The following is an 18473-nucleotide window of genomic DNA, read 5'->3' as shown; positions in this document are numbered from 1 at the left end:
GCCGGTGGAGGAGGTGCCCACGGGCGCTGGCGGTCATCTCCGCCCACGCGCTGTCGGTGAGTGCGGTGTGCGCGGCTCGGACGGCATCATCGACGTCGGCCGCGTTCCCGCGGGCGATCCGTGCCCAGGGCTTGCCGGTGAACGGGTCGAAGGAATCGAACGACTCACCACTGTCGCTGTCGCACCAGCGTCCGTTGATCCGGAGTTGATATGGCTGCATCGTGTTGTCCGTCATCAGAAAGTCTCCAGCCCGAGCGCTGCGCGGAACTTGTTCTTCACGGCGACACCGTCGCGCGGCGGCAGGGCGGGGCGGTTCGTCGGTGTTGATGTGCGCCTGCACGAACGACAGCCCGTTGCGCGCGTTGATGATCGACGCGATGTCGGTCACCTCATCGACGGAGTGGACCTCTCGGCAGTCGGCGATTCCGAAGCCCCGCGCAACGTCGACGAGTCGGGCGCCGAGCCCGGAATGACTGCGCTGCATACCGGTTTCACCGAAGTGGCCGTTGTCGAGAACCAGCACCGTGAGGTTCTCGGGGGCCCGCACGGCCGCCGAGCCGAGCGAGCCGATCCCCATGAGCATCTCACCGTCGCCGGTCACGACTAGGACGGAACGCTCGGGCTGCGCCAGTGCGAGTCCGAGTCCCACCGGGACCGACCCGCCCATGGCGCCCCACAGGTAGAAGTTCTGCTCGCGCTCGCCGTGGGCGAAGACGTCGTACGACGCCGAGCCGAGCCCGGTGACGACGAGGGCGTCGGGAACCTGATCCAGCAAGGCCGACACGAACAGGCGGCGATCCATCGGTGTGGCTGCGGTCGCGGCGTCGTCGGGTGTTGCCGTCGCGTCCGAGACGCCGGGGGAGGCGCCGGGGTGTGCGGTTGTCGTGGTCATGTCAGTTGCGCTCCCATTTCTTGCGGCCGATGAGGCTCTGGCCGAGTAGCACCGCGGTGCGTTCTCCTGCGAGGAAGGTCGAGTCGAGGGCGGCCTGGGTGACCTCGCGGACCTCGTCGGGCTTGTCTGCCCGCAGAACGGTGATGCCGCCGAGTTCGAGTGCGCGCTGGGTGGTCGAACCCATCGGGATCTGCCAGGGATTGAACTCGGCGTACTCGCCGCGCATCGTGACCAGCGTCAGGAAGGGGAATCGGCACATCTCGAGGAGCGAGAACATGTTGACGCAGTTGCCCACGCCGCTGCTCTGCATGAGCATCGCCGCGCGGACACCGCCGAGCCACGCACCCGCGGTGACTCCCACACCCTCTTCCTCCGTGGTCAACACGACGTCGGTGATGTCGGGATCGGCGATCGCCGCGCGGATCGCATACGAATGGCCTGCGTCGGGGACGTAAGCGATCTGTGTGACGCCGCCCTGTTTGAGGACGTCGAAGACGTCGCGCTGCCAGCCGGGGCCTGCAAGCTCGGCGGGGGCGCTCTGCGTTGGCGCACTGGACATCGGTTTGGCCTTTCGTCGGGATGTCATCCATTCTCATGCGTTATCGAGCTGGGGTGGTAATAGAATTCTGTGATGGTCCGGCATTCCCGTCGGGAATGCGTCCCGGGCGGGCGACACTCGCGCGGGAATCACCGGACGAGAGAAATGCGAGGTCGAGATGGAGCTTCGACAGTTGCGTGCGCTGATCGCTGTCGCCGACACCGGGAGCGTGACCGCGGCGGCGAAGGCACTGCATATCGTGCAACCGGCCGTCACGAAACAGATCCACGCGCTCGAGTCGGAACTCGGCGTCGAACTGTTCGAGCGCAGTCGATCTGGAATGTCGGTGAACGGCAACGGTAAACAGGTGCTCGACCGCGCGCGCCGTGCGCTCGAGGAACTCGATCGTGCACGGGCCGAGGTGTCGTCCGGTGTGGAGAAGGGAGTGCGCGGGAGGGTCAGCGTGGGCTTGTTGCCGTCGACCGTCGGCCTGCTCGCAGCCGACCTCGTCGCTGCGGTGACCCGGCGGCACCCCGGGATCGTGCTGCGGGTCGACGTCGGATACGCGGGACACCTCGCGCAGTGGCTGGACGTCGGCGATGTGGATGTCGCACTGCTCTTCGAGCAGCCGACGACGTCGGCGTTCAGAATCAGGCCGATCCTCCGCGAGGATCTCTGGGTCGTGGCACCGCGCGCGGCCGGGCTGGACGTCGACAATCCGGTGTCACTTGAAGATGTGTTGCGACATCCGCTCGTCCTGCCCGCGCCGCCACACGGATTGCGCAGCATCGTCGACGCCGCAGCCGCGGGCAGCGACATCTCCATCGCCGTCGAGACCAACGACGCAGCACTCCAGCGCCGCCTCGTCGCCGACGGTCACGGGTGGACCGTATTGCCGCCTGCGATGATGATCGACGCTCGGGAGGCGGTCACCTGTGCGCCGCTCGTGGGTGCCCCGCTCTCGCGGACCATCGGCACCGCCGTCGCCCGCAACCCTGCCCAATCGCCCGCGTGCGACGTCGTCGTCGCCCTGCTCGGCGAGGTCATAGCCTCTGCGGTGAGTGGGGGGCGATGGCCCTCGGCCCGGCTGGTCGGATAGTGACGGAACCGCACATCCGACGCGACATTCGGCTCGTTGTCCAAAGGGACTGTTAGGAAACGGCTCTACTCCTTGGCTGCAGCCTGTGACCGTTGACACAGTGAGGACGTAATCAAGTTCGACCTCACAAAGGAGCGTGCGATGACACAGCAGTCCACCGCATCCAACAGGCGCGTCGTCGCCAATGTCTTCCGAGGCTGTATCGGAAACCTGATCGAGTGGTACGACTGGTTCGTCTACGCCGCGTTCAGCGTGTTCTTCGCCCCGGTGTTCTTCCCCAGCGAGAGCCAGACGGCTCAATTGCTCTCGGCTGCAGTGGTCTTCGCCGTCGGATTCCTGATGCGCCCCCTTGGCGGTTACCTCCTCGGTCGATTCGCCGACCGATACGGTAGGCGCAATGCGCTGACGTTGTCGGTGCTGCTGATGGCCGCCGGGTCGCTGCTCATCGCGATCACGCCCGGCTACTCGGCCATCGGAATCGTGGCCCCGATCATTCTCGTGCTCGCCAGACTCCTGCAGGGACTGTCGGTCGGCGGCGAGTTCGGTTCGAGCGCGACGTATCTGTCCGAGGTCGCGACGCCGGGGCGACGCGGGTTCTTCTCCAGTTTCCAATACGTCTCGATCGTGCTGGGACAACTCTGCGCGATCGGCGTGCAGTTGATCCTGCTGCAGGTCCTCACTCCCGCGCAGATGGATTCGTGGGGCTGGCGCGTGCCGTTCGTGATCGGCGCGGTCGCGGCGGTGACGGTCATGATCATCCGGCGCGGGATGGACGAGTCGCCGCAGTACCTCGCCGAGAAGCAGCGCGTGGCGGCCCTCGGCTCCTCCGCGGAGAAGCAGGAGGGAACACTTCGCACCCTGATGCAGTACCGCAAGTCGTTCGCGTTGGTCTTCGCGCTCGCTATCGGCGGCACGGTCTGCTACTACACCTACACCACCTACCTGCAGAAATACATGATCAACACCGCGGGCATGGACAAGGAGACCGTCGCCTGGATCAGCTTCTGCGCGTTGTTCGTCTACATGTGCATGCAGCCGCTGGCGGGCGCGCTCTCGGACAGGATCGGCCGTCGCAAGGTGATGCTGTTCTTCGGTGCCGGTGCCACGCTGCTGACCGTGCCGATCATGACGACGCTCGGTCACGTGTCCAACGCGGTCGTCGCCTTCTGCCTCATGATGGCCGGGCTGACCATCGTCACCGCCTACTCGGCACTGAGCCCCATCGTCAAAGCCGAACTGTTCCCGACCAAGGTGCGCGCGCTCGGTGTCGGCCTGCCGCACGCGCTGGTCACCGCCGTGTTCGGTGGAACGGCAGAACCGATCGCGTTGGGCCTCAAGCAGGCCGGTCACGAAGGCGTCTTCTTCTACTACGTCTCCGCGTGTGCCGCGCTGACCTGGATAGCCGCCTACTTCATGAAGGAGACGCGTGGCGATTCGACGCTCGACCCCACGAGCCCCGAGGCACGACGGATCGCCGACGTCCCGGCGTCGAGCGTCACGACCGCACAGACCGTGGACTTTCCGGCTGCGGCCGACGGCACGACGCCGCACCACACTCCGGAGGCCGTCGGCGCGACGATCGAGGAGAACCCGACTGCACAGAGATAGAACTGCGGCGGAGATGAATCCGTCTGACAAGCATCATTATCCGCGTCTCGGCCCACCGGGACGCGGATAATGGGCGTCGTGCGTATTGCGGTGGTGGAAGACGACGACGGGGTCGCAGGCGCGATCGTCGCAGGGCTTCGCCGATTCGGGCACGAACCGACCAGGTACTCCGTCGGCGCCGATCTCCTGCTCCACCACAACGAGTTCGACTTCGTCCTGCTCGACCTCGGTCTACCCGATCAGGACGGACTCGAGGTGCTCCGGCAGCTGCGTCAGGTGAGCGCACTACCCGTCATCGTGCTCACCGCGCGCGGCGACGAGAGATCGGTGGTTCGGGGTTTGCGACTCGGTGCCGACGACTACCTGGTCAAACCTGCCAGGTTCGCCGAGCTGGTCGCGCGTATAGAGAGCGTCAGCCGTCGCGCGGCGCGCACCGAACCCGATGCAGCGCAACGCATTGTGATCAGCGGCGACGTTGTCGTCGATCTCGACGCGCGGGTGGCAACCGTTGCCGGACACGACATCGAGCTCACCGCAAAGGAGTTCGACATCCTCGCCGTTCTCGTGCGAGGCGCTGGTGCCGCGGTGAGCCGTGCCGCACTGATGGATCAGGTCTGGGGCGATGCCTTCGTCGCGGTGTCGCGTTCGCTCGACGTCCACATGACGGGCTTGCGTACCAAGCTCGGTCGCCCGGGACTCATCGCCACGGTGCGAGGCTTCGGCTATCGCTGGGACGGGGTCATCGACGATGCGTAGGCGACTGCTGCTCGTTCTCGCGATCATCGGCGCCGTCAGCATCGCGGGTTTCGCCGTTCCGCTCATCGAGGTCTCGTCTCAGGCGCGCACGCGACAGTTCGTGCAGCAACGCGACTCCGACGTGACCCGCTTCGCAGCATTGTCGAACGAATATGTGACGAACGGGAATTCGGCGCGCATCGCCGACGAGATCAGTGCATACCACGAGGTCTACGGGGATTCGGTGTTGATCGTCTCCACCCGCGGCGTGCCCGACCTCTCGGTCGGCCCGATAGACGAGGAGATGCGGGCTGCGGTGGCACGCGGTCTACGCAACGAGAGGTCGTCGGAGTTGCGACACGTGGCGCCGTGGGGCCCGGATTCGGCCGTGTTCGTCGCGCCCGTCGGAAGCGGTGCCCAGGTGAACGGCACCGCTGTGCTGCGGTCCTCGACGGCTGCGACACGAGCCGACATCGGACGGTGGTGGTTGCTCATCGTCGGTGGTGCGGTGGTCGTCGTCCTCGCGTTCGCCGCGCTCGCAGTGGCATTGAGCCGCTGGGTGCTTCGTCCGCTCGCTGATCTCTCGGACGCGATGACCGGTCTCGCCGCCGAGTTGCCGGTCATCCCGGCGACGGTGAGCGAGAAGACGAACACGACGACGGCGGCGACCAGAGCCGGTGGTCCGCCGGAGGTACGACAGCTGACCGACACCTTCGACGGGCTGGTCGGGGCGGTCCTACGCTCGGTCGAGATGCAACGCCAACTCGTGGCCGACACCTCACATCAACTCCGTAATCCATTGGCGGCGCTACAGTTCAGGCTCGATATCGTCGAATCCGAGATACCCGACGAACTCTCCGAGGACTTCGCCACCATCGGCGCCGAGACACAGCGGCTGCAACTGATCCTCGACAAGCTGCTCACGCTCGCCAGTGCGGAAACCCCGGTGCTCGACAGCGTCCGCGACGAATGGTGCACGGCAGCAGCCGTACTCGCCGATCGTGCCGAGTTCTGGTCGGTGCCCGTTCGCGAGCGGGGTGCGCGACTGACCTTTCACGACGAGCTCGACGACGCGGCAACCCAGGCCAGGATCAGCGAAGACGCACTCTCGCAAGTGATCGACGTGCTCGTCGACAACGCCACGCGCCACGCCGGACCGAACCCCGCGATCACCCTCTCGATACGAACGGTCGAGGATCGCCCGGGCAGGCCGCTGCTCGAGATAGAGGTGGCCGACGACGGACCGGGGGTCGCCGACGACGATCTTCCGCGACTTACCGAACGGTTCTTCACCCGCGACGCAGCGCACGGCACCGGTCTCGGGCTCGCGATCGTCGACATCCTCGTACGTGGTGTGGGCGGGAACGTGGAGTTCGGCCGGTCCGCAGACGGCGGACTGCGTGTGCGTGTACGGGTCGACTCACGGCTTCCCGCCACTGCGCGCAGTGGCGATGCCGCGGACGAAATCGAGGATGACCGGGGCGGAGTCGGGGCATGAGACGCAGGACTCTGCTCAAGGGCATCGCGGTGCTGCCACTCGTGGCAGCCGGATGTGCGGGAGGGGCGTCGCACGCGTACCGGATCGCGACGGGTGAGCCGGGAGGATTCCAGGCGGAGTTCGCCAAGCTGTTGTCGGCCGCGATGGCGGACAGCCGGACGCATCTGCAGCCCATGAACACCAGCGGCTCCGTCCGGAACATCGAACTGCTCGAACGGGGCAACGTCGACTTCGGTCTGTCACTCGGCGACGTCGCGGCCGCAACCGGCGGACCACTGCGTGCGGTCGGACGGGTCTACGAGAACTACGTGCAGTTGGCGGTACCCGCGGACAGCGACATCAAGGCATTCTCCGATCTGCGCGGCAGACGGGTGAGTCTCGGTGCGCGGGGTTCGGGAACCGAGTGGACGGGGCGCCGCGTGCTGGCCGCCGCCGGACTGACGCCTGCCGACGTCGAGATCAGCCCCGTGTCGCTGACCAACGTCCTCGAGTCGCTCGCAACGGGAACCGTGGCCGCAGCCATGTGGGCCGGCGGTGTGCCGACACCGTCGGCGATACCCCGACCGGGCTACGGGCCGCCGGCGGGTATCCGGTTGCTCGATCTCTCGGCGGAGCTCACCGTGCTGCGGCAACGGTATGGTCCACTCTACGAACCCGTCGCCGTGCCCGCCGGAATGTATGGCACTCGCACCGAGACAGCCACTATCGGGGTGCCGAGCGTGCTGCTCACCACCGCCGCGACGCCCGATGCCGCGGTGACGGCGGTGGTCGACGCGCTGGTCGACGACGCCTCGCAGCTCATCCCGAAAGGCACTGTTGGCGTGCAGTTCTTGGACACCCAGACGCTGATCCAGGTCTACGGTCTCACCCTGCACCCTGCAGCGGCCGCCGCATACCGTCGCCACCACGGGTGACGCGGGCTGCCTGATCGCGGTACTCAGCCCAGTGTGCCGAGTGCCTTCAGCCGCTCGTGTGTCTGGTGCATGATCGACTGCACGAGCGCGTCGCACGTCGGCAGATCATCGATCATCCCCACCACCTGACCGGAGGCGAGAACACCTGCGCGCGTGTCACCGTCGACCAGGCCCGCCCGCAAGAGCATCGGGGTATTGCCTGCCATGATGATCTGTTGCCACGTACGTTCACCCGACCTACGCATCGTACGGCCGTCGCGCAGCATCGTGGTCCACTTCATGCCGGTCAACCGCTTGAACTCGTTGGCATTCCGTGCCGCGGCGTACAGCGCGCGGATCGGACTACCGCTCTCGAGCGCCTCGACCAGTGGTGTGCGCAGCACGCGATGCGGCATACCGTCGACCTTCACCGAGACGACGGTGTCGTTCAGCGTGCGCGAAAGATACTCCTGTTTCACCGCGTCGGGGACGGCCGAATCCGAGGTCAGCAGGAAGCGCGTGCCCATCGCGACACCCTCGGCTCCGTACGCGAGTGCCGCGGCGAGACCACGGCCGTCGAAGAACCCTCCCGCCGCGACGACGGGCATGTCGGAGCCGCTGTTGCGCAACGCATCCAGTACCGACGGAAGCAACAGCGTCGTCGCGACGGGTCCCGTGTGTCCGCCGCCCTCGCCGCCCTGCACGATCACCGCATCCGCGCCCCACGAGGCAACCTTCACCGCGTGTTTCGCCGCCCCGATCGACGGGATGACCACCACGCCGTTGTCCTTGAGCTTGGCGATCAGCTCCTTCTTCGGTGCCAACGCGAACGACGCGACCCGCACCCCCTCGCGGATCAGCAGGTCGATGCGTTCGCGGGCATCGGTGGCGTCGGCGCGGATGTTCACCCCGAAGGGCTTGTCGGTCAACGACTTCGTCTTCGCAACCGCGGCGGCCAGCTCGTCGTAGGTCATCGTCGCCGACGCAAGGATGCCGAGCCCTCCGGCATTCGACGTCGCCGAGGTCAACGACGGGCCCGACACCCAGCCCATGCCGGTCTGCACAATGGGGTACTCGACGCCGACGAGCTCGGTGAACCGGGTCGGCAGTGCAGCGGCACGGGCCGTCGAGCTCATCTGACCTCCCGATCACGAACGCCTTTGGGATCGAGAACGTCTCGGATGATCCCGAGTTCGGTCTCAGACGGCGGTCTGGTGGGCGGTGCTTCGGCAAGTCCGGCGACCTCGAACGACGTGTTCTCGGCGACCTCGTCGACGTCGACGCCTGGATGCAGCGACAGCGCCCGCATCGTGTGGTCGGGGCCACCGAAGTCGAAGACCCCGAGGTTGGTGACGACGCGTCGGATGTCGAGGTCGTCGAAAGCCGGATTGTCGGGATCGACCTTGTCGTAGCCGATTCCGCTGACAACGTCGACCGTCTCGCAGAACACGCGGGCCGAATGTCGGGGTACCCAGTAGCTCGTCGGGTGGTTGATGGTGTTGCCGGGCGCCCCACGCACACCGAACATCTGGCGTGTGGGGTGTTGCAGCGGGCCGAATGCCGAGAGGTTCTGGTTGCCGTGGCGGTCGATCTGGTTGGCACCCATCACCACATGGCGCCGACCCGACGCCACGACGTCGAACACCTTGGAGAACGGCATCCATCCCTCGATGGCTCCCGACTTCCCGATCGGCGGTGTGTCGGCGAGGATCAGTGCCTCACCGTCGGTGATCAGCAGATCAGGGGAGAAGGTCAGCCGTGCCAGTCGGGCGCCGAGTAGCGGCACGGGGGCCATCGGCGATGCCATGATCTCGCCGGCGTCGCGGAAGATCTCGGCGCACGCGACGACGCAGAACTCTGCGCGTGTGATAACGGTATCTGTTGCCGCAGTTGTCACTTCGAATCCTCCTGCTCGCTGCGCCAGGCCTCGACCTCGCGCTGATACGTCTCCTCGTCGACGTCGAGGAAACGACGTCGGAAGGCCGACCACTGCTCGGGGTCCTTGGCGGACTCGACGTAGAAACGCTGGAACCGTTCATCGCGCACGTAATCGCTCGTCGCGTTCGGCCCGCTCGCCTCGCTCGCTGTTCCCGCGAACGTGAAGTGTGCGCCGTTGGGCGTGTGAACCACCTTGTCGACCATCATCCTGTTGAGCAGGAGGCGCTGCGTCGGAACGGTTTTGACCAACACCTCGGTGTCGACGAGCTGGTCGGTCTCGACGTAGCGGCGATCGGCCGCGGCGCAGAAGAGGTCGTCCATGTACGGATCGACGCCGGTATAGGCCGCATTGCCACGGGAGTCGGCGAGGTCGAGATGGACGAATGCGGCGTCGAGGCGTAACGCAGGCATGGCGATCAGGGTCTGGGTGCGGCCGTCAGGGTCCGGATAGGGAGAGGTGACGGTCTTGAGTTCACCTTCCCAGAAATCGGGCACCGAGGAGCCGAGACCAGCCCTGGTCGGTAGGAAGGGCAGGCGTGCAGCGGCAGCCTGCAGTCCGCTCTTCACCATGCCCTCGTCCATCTCCCTGGATTCGATTGCGCCACTTGTGCGCGCCGTCGAGAACCACGGATCGTAGAAAGGCGCCGAGTCCAGTGAGACGAAGCCGTAGTAGGCGCGTCGCACTTTCTCCGCGGCACAGAGCACTCCGAGGTCGGGGCCGCCGTAGCTGACGATGGTGAGGTCCTTGACATCGGAGCGGGCGAGAGCTCGGACGAGTGCCATGGGCTTTCGCCGCGAGCCCCATCCGCCGATGCCGACGGTCATACCGTCGCGGAGTTCGCCGATGACCTCGTCGAGTGTGGCGGTCTTGTCGGTCGGTGTGTGGCCGTCGGCCATGTCAGCGGCTCCCCTGCGTTGTCTTCGGCTTTCCGGTCGCGACGAAAGCGTCGCGGTGCTCGTCGGCGACACCGGCCAGATTGAGTTCGAAGGTGTATCCCTGCTCGAGGCGGTAGCTGGCTTTCACGTCGACGGGATCGATGTGGTTGATCGCTGCCTTCGCGGCGCGGATGACTCTGGTGTCCTTGGCTGCGATCTGCTCGGCCACATCTGTTGCGGTCGCGTCGAGTTCGTCCGCGGGGACGACCTTGTAGACCGATCCGAAGTGCAGCAGCTGTTCTGCGGTGACGTTGCTCGCTGTGTAGTAGAGCGTGCGCATCATGTGCTGCGGGACGAGCCGGGCGAGATGTGTCGCCGCCCCGAGCGCGCCGCGGTCGACCTCCGGCAGTCCGAAGACGGCGCCCTCGGACGCGACGATCACGTCGGCGTTGCCCACCAGGCCGATTCCGCCCCCGACGCAGAACCCGTTGACGGCAACGACAACCGGCACCTTGCAGTCGTAGACCGCGGAGAATGCGGCCGCGCAGCCGTGGTTGGCGCCGATCAGTGCATCGAAACCCTCGGTTGCCTGCATCTCCTTGATGTCGACGCCCGCATTGAATCCCCGACCTTCCGCCCGCAACACCACCGCGTGGGTGTCGGGATCGTTGCCCGCTGCGAGGATCGTCTCGGCCAATTCGAACCACGCGGCCGAGGGCAGCGCGTTGACCGGTGGGTAGTCGACGGTGGTGGTCGTGACACCACTTGCCGAGCGCGTACTGGTGATCGGCACGCCATGTCCTCCTCTCGGGAGTGATCCCGTTTTCTCAGCAGCCAACACGTACCAAGCAAATGCTTGGTTGTTTGGTAGGGTAGCACCCATGAGCTCGCGGTCACAGGTCACAGGTCACGACCCCCGAGTGGAGATGAATGTCGGGTTGGAGAAAAGGGTCGTGCTCGTCACCGGTGGTGCGCGGGGTGTCGGTCTCGGCATCACACGGGTCCTGAGCGACCTCGGTGCCATTCCGGTGATCTGCGCCCGCAACCCGACCGACGACGCCGAGGCGCTCGGCGAGTTCATCGCGTGCGACGTGCGCGACGAGGCGGGCGTGGCGGCGATGGTCGAGCGGATCGTCGACACGCATGGGACGCTCGACGGTGTGGTGAACAATGCGGGGGGTTCGCCGTTCGCCCTCGCTGCCGACGCGTCATCGACGTTCGCGGGCAAGATCATCGAGCTGAATCTGCTTGCGCCGTTGATGGTTGCACGTGCCGCGAACGCGGTGATGCAGCAGCAGGAGTCGGGCGGCGTCATCGTCAACGTCTCGAGTGTGAGTGGCCACCGACCGTCGCCGGGCACATCGGCCTACGGCGCGGCGAAGGCGGGATTGGACAACGTGACCTCGTCGCTTGCCGTCGAATGGGCACCGCGCGTACGGATCAACTCCGTGGTCGCGGGACCCGTGCAAACGGAACTGGCGCAGCTGCATTATGGCGATGCCGACGGGGTGGCGGCTGTGGGACGCACCATCCCGATGGGGCGGATGGCCACGCCGGAGGATGTCGGTAACGCGGTGGCGTTCTTGTTGTCGCCGCTGGCCGCCTACATCACCGGCTCGACCCTCACCGTTCACGGCGGCGGTGAGAGACCTGCCTTCCTCGACGCGGCGAATGCGGGGAACGGGCTGTGAGCCAACCAGAATCAGCAACTACCGAGAGGACTGTGGTGAGCGACAACGGACATCCGATGAACAGCGATCGCGTGGCGATCGTCACGGGAGCCGGTCAGGGGATCGGGCGTGCTCACGCGTTGGCGTTCGCCGCCGATGGTGCCGCAGTCGTGGTGAACGACTACGCGCAGGACGCGGCATCGGCGGTCGTGGACGAGATCACCTCGAGCGGTGGCCGCGCGGTGGTGTCCGTCGGTGACGTTGCCGATTGGGATGCAGGTGCCGCAATGGTGCAGACCGCACTCGACGAGTTCGGCGGCCTCGACATCCTGGTCAACAACGCAGGATTCGTGCGCGACCGGATGCTCGTCGCGATGTCGGAGGACGAGTGGGATGCCGTCGTCCGTGTTCACCTCAAGGGGCACTTCGTCGGGCTCAGGCACGCGGCAGCGTACTGGCGGGCGCAGTCCAAGGCGGGCTCGGCGCGGCAGGCGCGCGTGATCAACACGTCTTCTGGGGCAGGGCTTTTCGGGTCGGTCGGGCAGGGCAACTATTCGGCGGCCAAGGCTGGCATCGCGGAGCTCACGATCCAGGCGGCAGCAGAGCTGGCGGCCTACGGCGTGACGGTCAACGCGATCGCGCCGTCGGCGCGCACGCAGATGACACTCGGGGCGGGCGCAGCGATGGCGGCGCAGATGGCCGCGCCCGACGACGGTTCGTTCGACGCGATGGACCCCGCGAACATCTCGGCACTGGTCGTGTGGCTCGGGTCGGTCGAGTCGTCGAACGTCACGGGACGGGTCTTCGAGATCGAGGGCGGAAAGATCACCGTCGTCGACGGTTGGCAGCGCGCCGCGTCGATCGACAAGGGTGCGCGGTGGGAGCCTGCCGAACTGACGCCGGTCGTCGACGATCTACTGGCCAAGACACCCCCTCCGGTGCCCGTGTACGGGGTGCGATGAGGTACAGGGCGCGATGAGGTATAGGGCGAAATGAGACACCGGGCGAAATGAGACACAGGGCGAGATGACGAGAAGGACACGATGAGCGATCCCGCATCTGCGAGTGGTGACGGCGATTCCGTTGGCGGCCAACGGATAGCAGCTGCACGGGCATATGTCGATGCGCTGGTGAGTCACGATCCGTCGGGTGTCAACCTCCATCCGGACTGCACACGTGTGGAGATGGGGATCAAGACCGGGAGAAGCGGCAGCCACATTGCCCGAAGCCTCGCGCGTGGCCCGCAGTTCCGCCTCATCCATCGGGTCAGCGGATTCACGGCGACCGTCGAAGGCCACACGGTCTCGACGAAGTATCGGGTACACGTGGTCCCCAGGGCACTCGGTCTGTGGGCGCCGGTGAGCGAGTCGTTCCTGATCGACGACGAGTTCCGGATTCGAACCATAGTCGCGCGCTTCGGGCTTCCGCGGCGCCGCTGAATTTTCGAGCGCAGGAACCGGAGCGGGGCATCGAAGGCCGGGGCATACACACGACGACGGGACCGACTCGGCGAAGTCGGTCCCGTCGTCTTTGTGCGTGGTGAGATCAGACGCCAGGTGCTCGCACCACCATCGGCACTCCGGGGAAATAGCCCGCCATCTCCGAGCGCGCCTTGCGCATGGCGGCGGTGGCGTAGCCCTGCTTGCGGAAGTCCGGGTGAATCCACACGCGTACGTCGACCTCGCCGTCGGTGAGTTCACCGAACACGAACCCGACCTTGTCGTCGCCGTCGGTCACGACGAGCCAGGCGGCCTCTTCCTCGTCGACACGGCCTGCGGCCTGTGCGATCTCCTGGTCGATCTCGCGGGCGGGCTGGCCCGAGCCGTCGCCTGCCACCCCGAGTTCACGCGTGCGCTCTGCGAACAGTTCGGCGTCGTCGGTGGGGGAGAACGCGCGCAGAGTCACGGTGTCGCCGCTGCTCGCGGGGCGTTCGGCGAGCGTGAAGGTGAGCTGGTGGTTCAGGTCGTCGAGTTCGGTCTGATTCCTGCGACGTTCGTCCTTGGTGAGTTGATCGAGTTTCATGTCGAGGATCGCCGAGGCCCCGATCTGCGATTTGCCGAGGAGGTCGGCGATCGCGGACACGGCTTGGGCGTGATCGTCGGCGTCGACGATGGCGTCGAGCACCTCGTGTCGTCGGTCGAGAGCGGTGAGGAGTGCGTCGGCGATGTCGCGACGCTCGGTTGCCAGGTCCACATCAGTCATACCGTCGATCCTAATCAGCTACCGGCCGGTACGACATGGAACGTGTTCTAGCGACACATGTCGGCTCATCGTGGATGAAATACGCACGTAGGAGCTGATATTTCCATCGATCGTCTTCCGTCGATGTAGAACACGTCCTAGTCTTACGCTATGGCATCTGAGAATTCTGACACCGAAATCGATCACCTGCGGGGAGCGGCCCATATGGGAGATCTTCTCGTTGCGGCGTTGGCGAAGAACGCGTCGGGCAAGGTGCTCGAACTCGGCGACACCACACTCACCGGGGCACAGATGGCCGACGAGATCAGCCGATATGTGCAGGCTTTCGAAGGGCTCGGCTCCGGTACGGGATCATCGGTCGGTCTGCTCGCGCTCAATCGTCCCGAAGTGCTCTTCGTCATCGGTGCGGGTCAGACGCAGGGGTGGCGCCGCACCGCGCTGCACCCACTCGGATCGCTCGACGACCACGCGTACGTGTTGTCCGATGCCGGGGTGACCACTCTCGTCATCGACCCGGTCCCGATGTTCGTCGAACGTGCTGTCGCGCTCATGGAACGCGTCGATGTTCTCAAGCAGATCTTCACACTCGGGCCCGTACCCGAAGCGCTGTCCGACGTCGGCCGCGACATCGTCGCCGAAGCAGCAGGCTACGACGCGACCGAGCTGACCGCCGCGGAACTCTCGCCCGACCACGTCATGTCGATCACGTACACCGGTGGCACCACCGGCAAACCCAAGGGCGTGATCGGCACCGTGCGCGCCATGACCACGATGACGCAGATCCAGCTCTCGGAGTGGGAATGGCCGACGCGGCCGCGATTCCTGATGTGTACGCCGCTGTCGCACGCGGGTGCTGCCTTCTTCCTCCCGACGCTCATGAAGGGCGGCTCGATGGTGGTGCTGAGCAAGTTCGACCCGGCCGAGGTGCTGCGGACCATCGAGGAGGAGAAGATCAGTGCGACGATGCTCGTCCCGTCGATGCTCTACGCCCTGATGGACCACCCTGATTCCCGCACGCGCGATCTCTCGTCCTTGGAAACCGTGTATTACGGTGCCTCGCCGATCAATCCGGTGCGGCTGGCTGAGGCCATCGAACGTTTCGGGCCGATTTTCGCGCAATACTACGGCCAGTCCGAAGCGCCCATGGTCATCAGCTACCTGGCAAAAGACGAGCACCCGAAGCCGGGCGACGATCCGCGGCGATTGTCGAGTTGCGGCCGACCGTCGTCGTTTCTGCACACGGCTCTGTTGGGACCCGACGACAAGCCGGTCGCGCAGGGCGAGCCCGGTGAGATCTGTGTTGCCGGACCACTTCTGGCAGCGGGGTATTGGGGACTGCCCGACCAGACCGCCGAGACCTTCCGCGACGGCTGGCTGCGTACCGGAGACGTCGCACGCGAGGACGCCGACGGATACTGGTACATCGTCGACCGCACCAAGGACATGATCGTCACCGGTGGCTTCAACGTGTTCCCGCGCGAGGTGGAAGACGTTGTCGCAGAGCATCCGTCGGTCGGGCAGGTCGGCGTCATCGGGGTGCCGCACGAGAAGTGGGGTGAGGCGGTGACGGCTGTGGTGGTACTGCGCAGCGACGTCGAGGCGAACGATGACGACAGACAGCGGATCACCGCGGAGATCCAGGACGCGGTGAAGCAGCGCAAGGGAGCGGTGCAGTCACCCAAAGAGGTCATCTTCGCGGAATCGTTGCCGCTGACCGGACTCGGCAAGCCCGACAAGAAGGCACTACGGGCGCAGTTCTGGGCATCGGCGGAGCGCGGCGTAGGGTAGGCGACACTGCGGAGGCTGACACTGCGGAGGCCGACACTGCGGAGGCCGCGTCCGGTCAGTGCGCGACCGGACAGCCCTCGCCGGTGAGCCCCGCTGACGCTGCGCCGTAGCGCACGGGAAACTCTTTGACCCCGTTGAGCCAGCCGGACCGTACGCGACGGAGTTCACCGATCTTCTCGATATCGGGCAGGACGTCGGCGATCGCGTCGAGGCTCAGGTTCAGTTCCAGGCGGGCGAGGTTGGCGCCGATGCAGAAGTGAGCCCCGCTGCCACCGAAGGCCAGGTGCGGATTGGGGTCTCGCAGGATATTGAACGTGAAGGGCTCGTCGAAGACGTCCTCGTCGTAGTTGGCGGAGCCGTAGAACAGCCCGACACGTTGGCCTGCTGCGATGTCGACTCCCTCGATGCTCGTGTCCACCTTCGCGGTTCGCTGAAAGGCATTGACCGGGCTGGAGAAGCGCAACACCTCGTCGACAGTGGTCCGCGGACGCTCGGTTTTGAACAGCTCCCACTGGTCGGGATTGGAGAGGAAGGCGTTCATGCCGTGACTGGTCGCGTTGCGGGTCGTCTCGTTTCCCGCGGTGATCAGGAGGATGAAGAAGAAGCCGAACTCGATGTCGGAGAGCGAATCCCCGTCGATATCCGCTTCGACCAACGTCGTCACGATGTCGTCGGTGGGATTGCGTCGGCGCTCCTCGGCCATGGAGTAGGCGTAACCGAGCAGTTCGGCATTGGCCATCGCCGGATCGATCGTGTGGTCGGGATCGTCGCTGTTGATGATCGCGTCGACGAGCTCGTGGATGCGTGGGCGGTCGGCTGTCGGCACACCGATCAGATCCAGAATCGCCTGCAGTGGGAGGTGAATCGACACGTCGTCGACGAAGTTGCCCGAGTCCTTGTCGGCGGCCGCCTCGACGATCTTCCGTGCGGACTCACGTAGGTTCTCCTCCAACGAGCCGACGGCCCTCGGGGTGAACAATCGGGACACGATCTTGCGCAGACGTGTGTGCTCCGGCGGATCGTGATTGATGAGAAGAGCTTTGGTGAACTCGATCTGGTCGGGGGTGATGTAGTCGGGTAGCCGAATCACCGCGCCCTTGGCGTTGGCCGAGCACACCTGGTTGTTCTTCGAGATCTCGCGAACATCCTTGTGTCGGGAGATGACCCAGTAGCCTCCGTCGGTGAATCCAGATGTGCCGATCGGCTGCTCATTCCACCAGACAGGCGCCGTCTTGCGCAGGTGGGCGAACTCGGTGATGGGCAGACCGGCCTCGAGCACGTCGGGGTTGGTGAAATCGAAGCCCTTGCCGAACGGACACGTGGCATCAGTTGAGATCGCTGTCATATCTCCTCATTCGCGGACGGATTCCGCGTCTCCGCACACATTGCTGCGAAAGGCGCTCGTCGGTGTGTGTCCGACACCACTCCACCATACATCCAATGCGTAATTGTATGGTCGATTCGCCGACGAAATCGCAGCCGCCGGTGCCGCCGCCCGCGCGTGGCGTCGTGATAGCGTCTGCCCTGATGAAAGCCGGTGACACACCGGTCGACACGGTCACCGGAGCGAGCGAGAGGCGGTCGCGCGATGCGCACACACGGCTGGGGCGGAAGTGTTCCGGTCGACGACGCAGAGGCGACCGCACGGATACTGGCTGCCGCGCGTTCGGCGATCGACGAACACGGCGTCTCCACGACGATCAGCGACGTCGCCCGAACCCTCGGAGTGACTCGTCAGACCGTCTACCGGTATTTCCCGAGCACCGAGGCGCTGCTGCAGGCAACCGCGTTCGACGCGGTCGGAGACTTTCTCGAACGAATTGCAGCCCGCATCAAGGGGATTCGTGAACCTGACGCCGCCGTCGTGGACGGAATCGGTGCGGTGCTCGACGAACTGCCCGACGATCGTTACGTCGGATTGCTGTTCAGTGCAGACAGCATGAGCCTGTTCGCGGTGGGTGAGGTGACGTCGGAGGCCGGTCGCGGATTCGCACGATCGATAATCGAACGCATGGATGTGGACTGGACAGCTCGCGGTTACAGTTCAGCCGATACGGACGTGATCGCCGAAATCGTCGTGCGGACGTTGCAATCCATGGTGCTCGATCATGGGGATGGACGGTCGCCCGCACAGCGTCGCGCCTTTCTCGACGCGTGGGTGGGTGCGGCGATCCGCGCGTTGCCCGCACCGGTCGGCGTACCTCGTTGACGTGCCCGACACGGCGGTCCGCGCGAGCTTTTACGGCTGTCGCGAGCGCGGTGTGCAGATGACCACCGGGATCGTGCGGTTGGTCCACGCCTGGTAGGTGTCGAAATCGCTGTACAGCTGCGTCAGTCGTGGCCAGAGTTGCTCGCGCTCGGTGTCATTCGCAGTTGCGGCGGTGTACTCGGCTGTCGTGGAACCGATCTGGATGGAGACATCGGGGTTGTCGCGGATATTGAGATACCACGCTGGATGTGAGGCGAGCCCGCCCTGCGAGGCGACCACGATGATCCGGCCATCGTCACGAAGGTAGAGCAGCGGGACGGTGCGTGGCTGTCCGGATTTACGTCCGACGGTGGTCAGGAGGCAGACGTCGACGGGTTTGCGCAGCCCGGCGCCGACCCGCCACTTGCGTCCGAGTCGGCCGCCGGTGACCTGGTACAGCTTCGTGTTGAGTCGGGAGCCGATCTTGATGGCCCTGGCCACCACCGGGGAATCGAGTTGGGCCGGCCGGGATTCGGCTCTCATCGGCA

The 18473-nt window shown here is 65.6% G+C and carries 19 protein-coding genes; 10 read left to right on the top strand and 9 right to left on the bottom strand.

Annotated elements, in window-relative coordinates:
* Together GOOTI_RS26865 and GOOTI_RS16945 are read right to left on the bottom strand one after the other, a co-directional pair.
* Positions 1-892: aldehyde dehydrogenase family protein (locus GOOTI_RS26865; RefSeq protein ID WP_007239842.1), on the bottom strand; the 892-nt coding region annotated here is incomplete at its 3' end.
* Position 893: 1 nt separating this feature from the next.
* Positions 894-1451, bottom strand: coding sequence for a phosphonopyruvate decarboxylase (locus GOOTI_RS16945; RefSeq protein WP_039994253.1), 558 nt, complete (start codon positions 1449-1451; stop codon positions 894-896).
* A 157-nt stretch (positions 1452-1608) separates the two neighbouring features.
* Between GOOTI_RS16945 and GOOTI_RS16940 the strand changes: the two genes are divergently transcribed.
* From GOOTI_RS16940 to GOOTI_RS16920, 5 genes are all read left to right on the top strand, one after another.
* Positions 1609-2529: a LysR family transcriptional regulator gene (locus GOOTI_RS16940; protein WP_007239840.1), complete on the top strand. Its 921-nt coding sequence runs from the start codon at positions 1609-1611 to the stop codon at positions 2527-2529.
* Positions 2530-2670: 141 nt separating this feature from the next.
* On the top strand, positions 2671-4137 hold the full coding sequence (locus GOOTI_RS16935) for an MFS transporter (RefSeq protein WP_007239839.1): 1467 nt from the start codon (positions 2671-2673) through the stop codon (positions 4135-4137).
* A gap of 78 nt (positions 4138-4215) precedes the next feature.
* Positions 4216-4893: a response regulator transcription factor gene (locus tag GOOTI_RS16930; protein ID WP_039994266.1), complete on the top strand. Its 678-nt coding sequence runs from the start codon at positions 4216-4218 to the stop codon at positions 4891-4893.
* On the top strand, positions 4886-6370 hold the full coding sequence (locus tag GOOTI_RS16925; protein WP_007239837.1) for a sensor histidine kinase: 1485 nt from the start codon (positions 4886-4888) through the stop codon (positions 6368-6370). The genes GOOTI_RS16930 and GOOTI_RS16925 overlap by 8 nt, the downstream gene beginning before the upstream one ends.
* Positions 6367-7284 (top strand): TAXI family TRAP transporter solute-binding subunit, encoded by a 918-nt coding sequence (locus GOOTI_RS16920; RefSeq protein WP_007239836.1) that lies wholly within the window; start codon positions 6367-6369, stop codon positions 7282-7284. Before GOOTI_RS16925 ends, GOOTI_RS16920 begins: the two co-directional genes overlap by 4 nt.
* 23 nt (positions 7285-7307) lie before the next feature.
* On the opposite strand, the gene GOOTI_RS16915 is transcribed toward GOOTI_RS16920, so the two are convergent.
* From GOOTI_RS16915 to GOOTI_RS16900, 4 genes are read right to left on the bottom strand one after another with little or no spacing between them, the layout of a single operon-like run.
* Positions 7308-8399 (bottom strand): NAD(P)H-dependent flavin oxidoreductase, encoded by a 1092-nt coding sequence (locus GOOTI_RS16915; RefSeq protein ID WP_007239835.1) that lies wholly within the window; start codon positions 8397-8399, stop codon positions 7308-7310.
* A complete protein-coding gene (locus tag GOOTI_RS16910) occupies positions 8396-9160 on the bottom strand; it encodes a CoA-transferase subunit beta (protein WP_007239834.1) in 765 nt (254 codons plus the stop codon). Before GOOTI_RS16910 ends, GOOTI_RS16915 begins: the two co-directional genes overlap by 4 nt.
* Positions 9157-10098 (bottom strand): CoA transferase subunit A, encoded by a 942-nt coding sequence (locus GOOTI_RS16905; protein ID WP_007239833.1) that lies wholly within the window; start codon positions 10096-10098, stop codon positions 9157-9159. Before GOOTI_RS16905 ends, GOOTI_RS16910 begins: the two co-directional genes overlap by 4 nt.
* Before the next feature lies 1 nt (position 10099).
* Positions 10100-10870 carry an enoyl-CoA hydratase family protein gene (locus GOOTI_RS16900; protein ID WP_007239832.1) on the bottom strand — a complete coding sequence of 257 codons (771 nt, stop codon included), beginning with the start codon at positions 10868-10870 and terminating at the stop codon, positions 10100-10102.
* Between the two features lie 88 nt (positions 10871-10958).
* On the opposite strand from GOOTI_RS16900, the gene GOOTI_RS16895 reads away from it, so the two are divergent.
* The 3 genes from GOOTI_RS16895 to GOOTI_RS16885 all read left to right on the top strand — a co-directional run bounded on the left by GOOTI_RS16895 (position 10959) and on the right by GOOTI_RS16885 (position 13186).
* A complete protein-coding gene (locus GOOTI_RS16895) occupies positions 10959-11768 on the top strand; it encodes an SDR family oxidoreductase (protein WP_039994252.1) in 810 nt (269 codons plus the stop codon).
* Between the two features lie 56 nt (positions 11769-11824).
* A complete protein-coding gene (locus GOOTI_RS16890) occupies positions 11825-12709 on the top strand; it encodes an SDR family oxidoreductase (RefSeq protein ID WP_039994264.1) in 885 nt (294 codons plus the stop codon).
* A gap of 81 nt (positions 12710-12790) precedes the next feature.
* The gene (locus tag GOOTI_RS16885) at positions 12791-13186 is read left to right on the top strand and encodes a DUF8021 domain-containing protein (RefSeq protein WP_007239829.1); all 396 of its coding nucleotides are present in this window, start codon (positions 12791-12793) and stop codon (positions 13184-13186) included.
* A gap of 106 nt (positions 13187-13292) precedes the next feature.
* On the opposite strand, the gene GOOTI_RS16880 is transcribed toward GOOTI_RS16885, so the two are convergent.
* The gene (locus tag GOOTI_RS16880; protein WP_007239828.1) at positions 13293-13949 is read right to left on the bottom strand and encodes a GNAT family N-acetyltransferase; all 657 of its coding nucleotides are present in this window, start codon (positions 13947-13949) and stop codon (positions 13293-13295) included.
* Positions 13950-14099: 150 nt separating this feature from the next.
* Between GOOTI_RS16880 and fadD8 the strand changes: the two genes are divergently transcribed.
* Positions 14100-15737: a fatty-acid--CoA ligase FadD8 gene (fadD8, locus tag GOOTI_RS16875; RefSeq protein ID WP_039994251.1), complete on the top strand. Its 1638-nt coding sequence runs from the start codon at positions 14100-14102 to the stop codon at positions 15735-15737.
* Between the two features lie 55 nt (positions 15738-15792).
* Here fadD8 and GOOTI_RS16870 read toward each other — a convergent pair whose 3' ends face one another.
* Positions 15793-17082, bottom strand: a complete 1290-nt coding sequence (locus tag GOOTI_RS16870; RefSeq protein WP_007239826.1) for a cytochrome P450 — start codon at positions 17080-17082, stop codon at positions 15793-15795.
* Between the two features lie 243 nt (positions 17083-17325).
* Here GOOTI_RS16870 and GOOTI_RS16865 point away from each other — a divergent pair, with 243 nt between their 5' ends.
* Positions 17326-17946 (top strand): TetR/AcrR family transcriptional regulator, encoded by a 621-nt coding sequence (locus tag GOOTI_RS16865; RefSeq protein WP_007239825.1) that lies wholly within the window; start codon positions 17326-17328, stop codon positions 17944-17946.
* 30 nt (positions 17947-17976) lie between these two features.
* On the opposite strand, the gene GOOTI_RS16860 is transcribed toward GOOTI_RS16865, so the two are convergent.
* Entirely contained in the window at positions 17977-18468 is a 492-nt protein-coding gene (locus GOOTI_RS16860) for a nitroreductase family deazaflavin-dependent oxidoreductase (RefSeq protein ID WP_007239824.1), read from the bottom strand.
* Positions 18469-18473: the final 5 nt, after the last annotated feature.

The sequence above is a fragment of the Gordonia otitidis NBRC 100426 genome (assembly GCF_000248075.1).
Taxonomy (GTDB): Bacteria; Actinomycetota; Actinomycetes; order Mycobacteriales; family Mycobacteriaceae; genus Gordonia; species Gordonia otitidis.
This window is presented reverse-complemented; position numbering and strand designations above follow the sequence as displayed.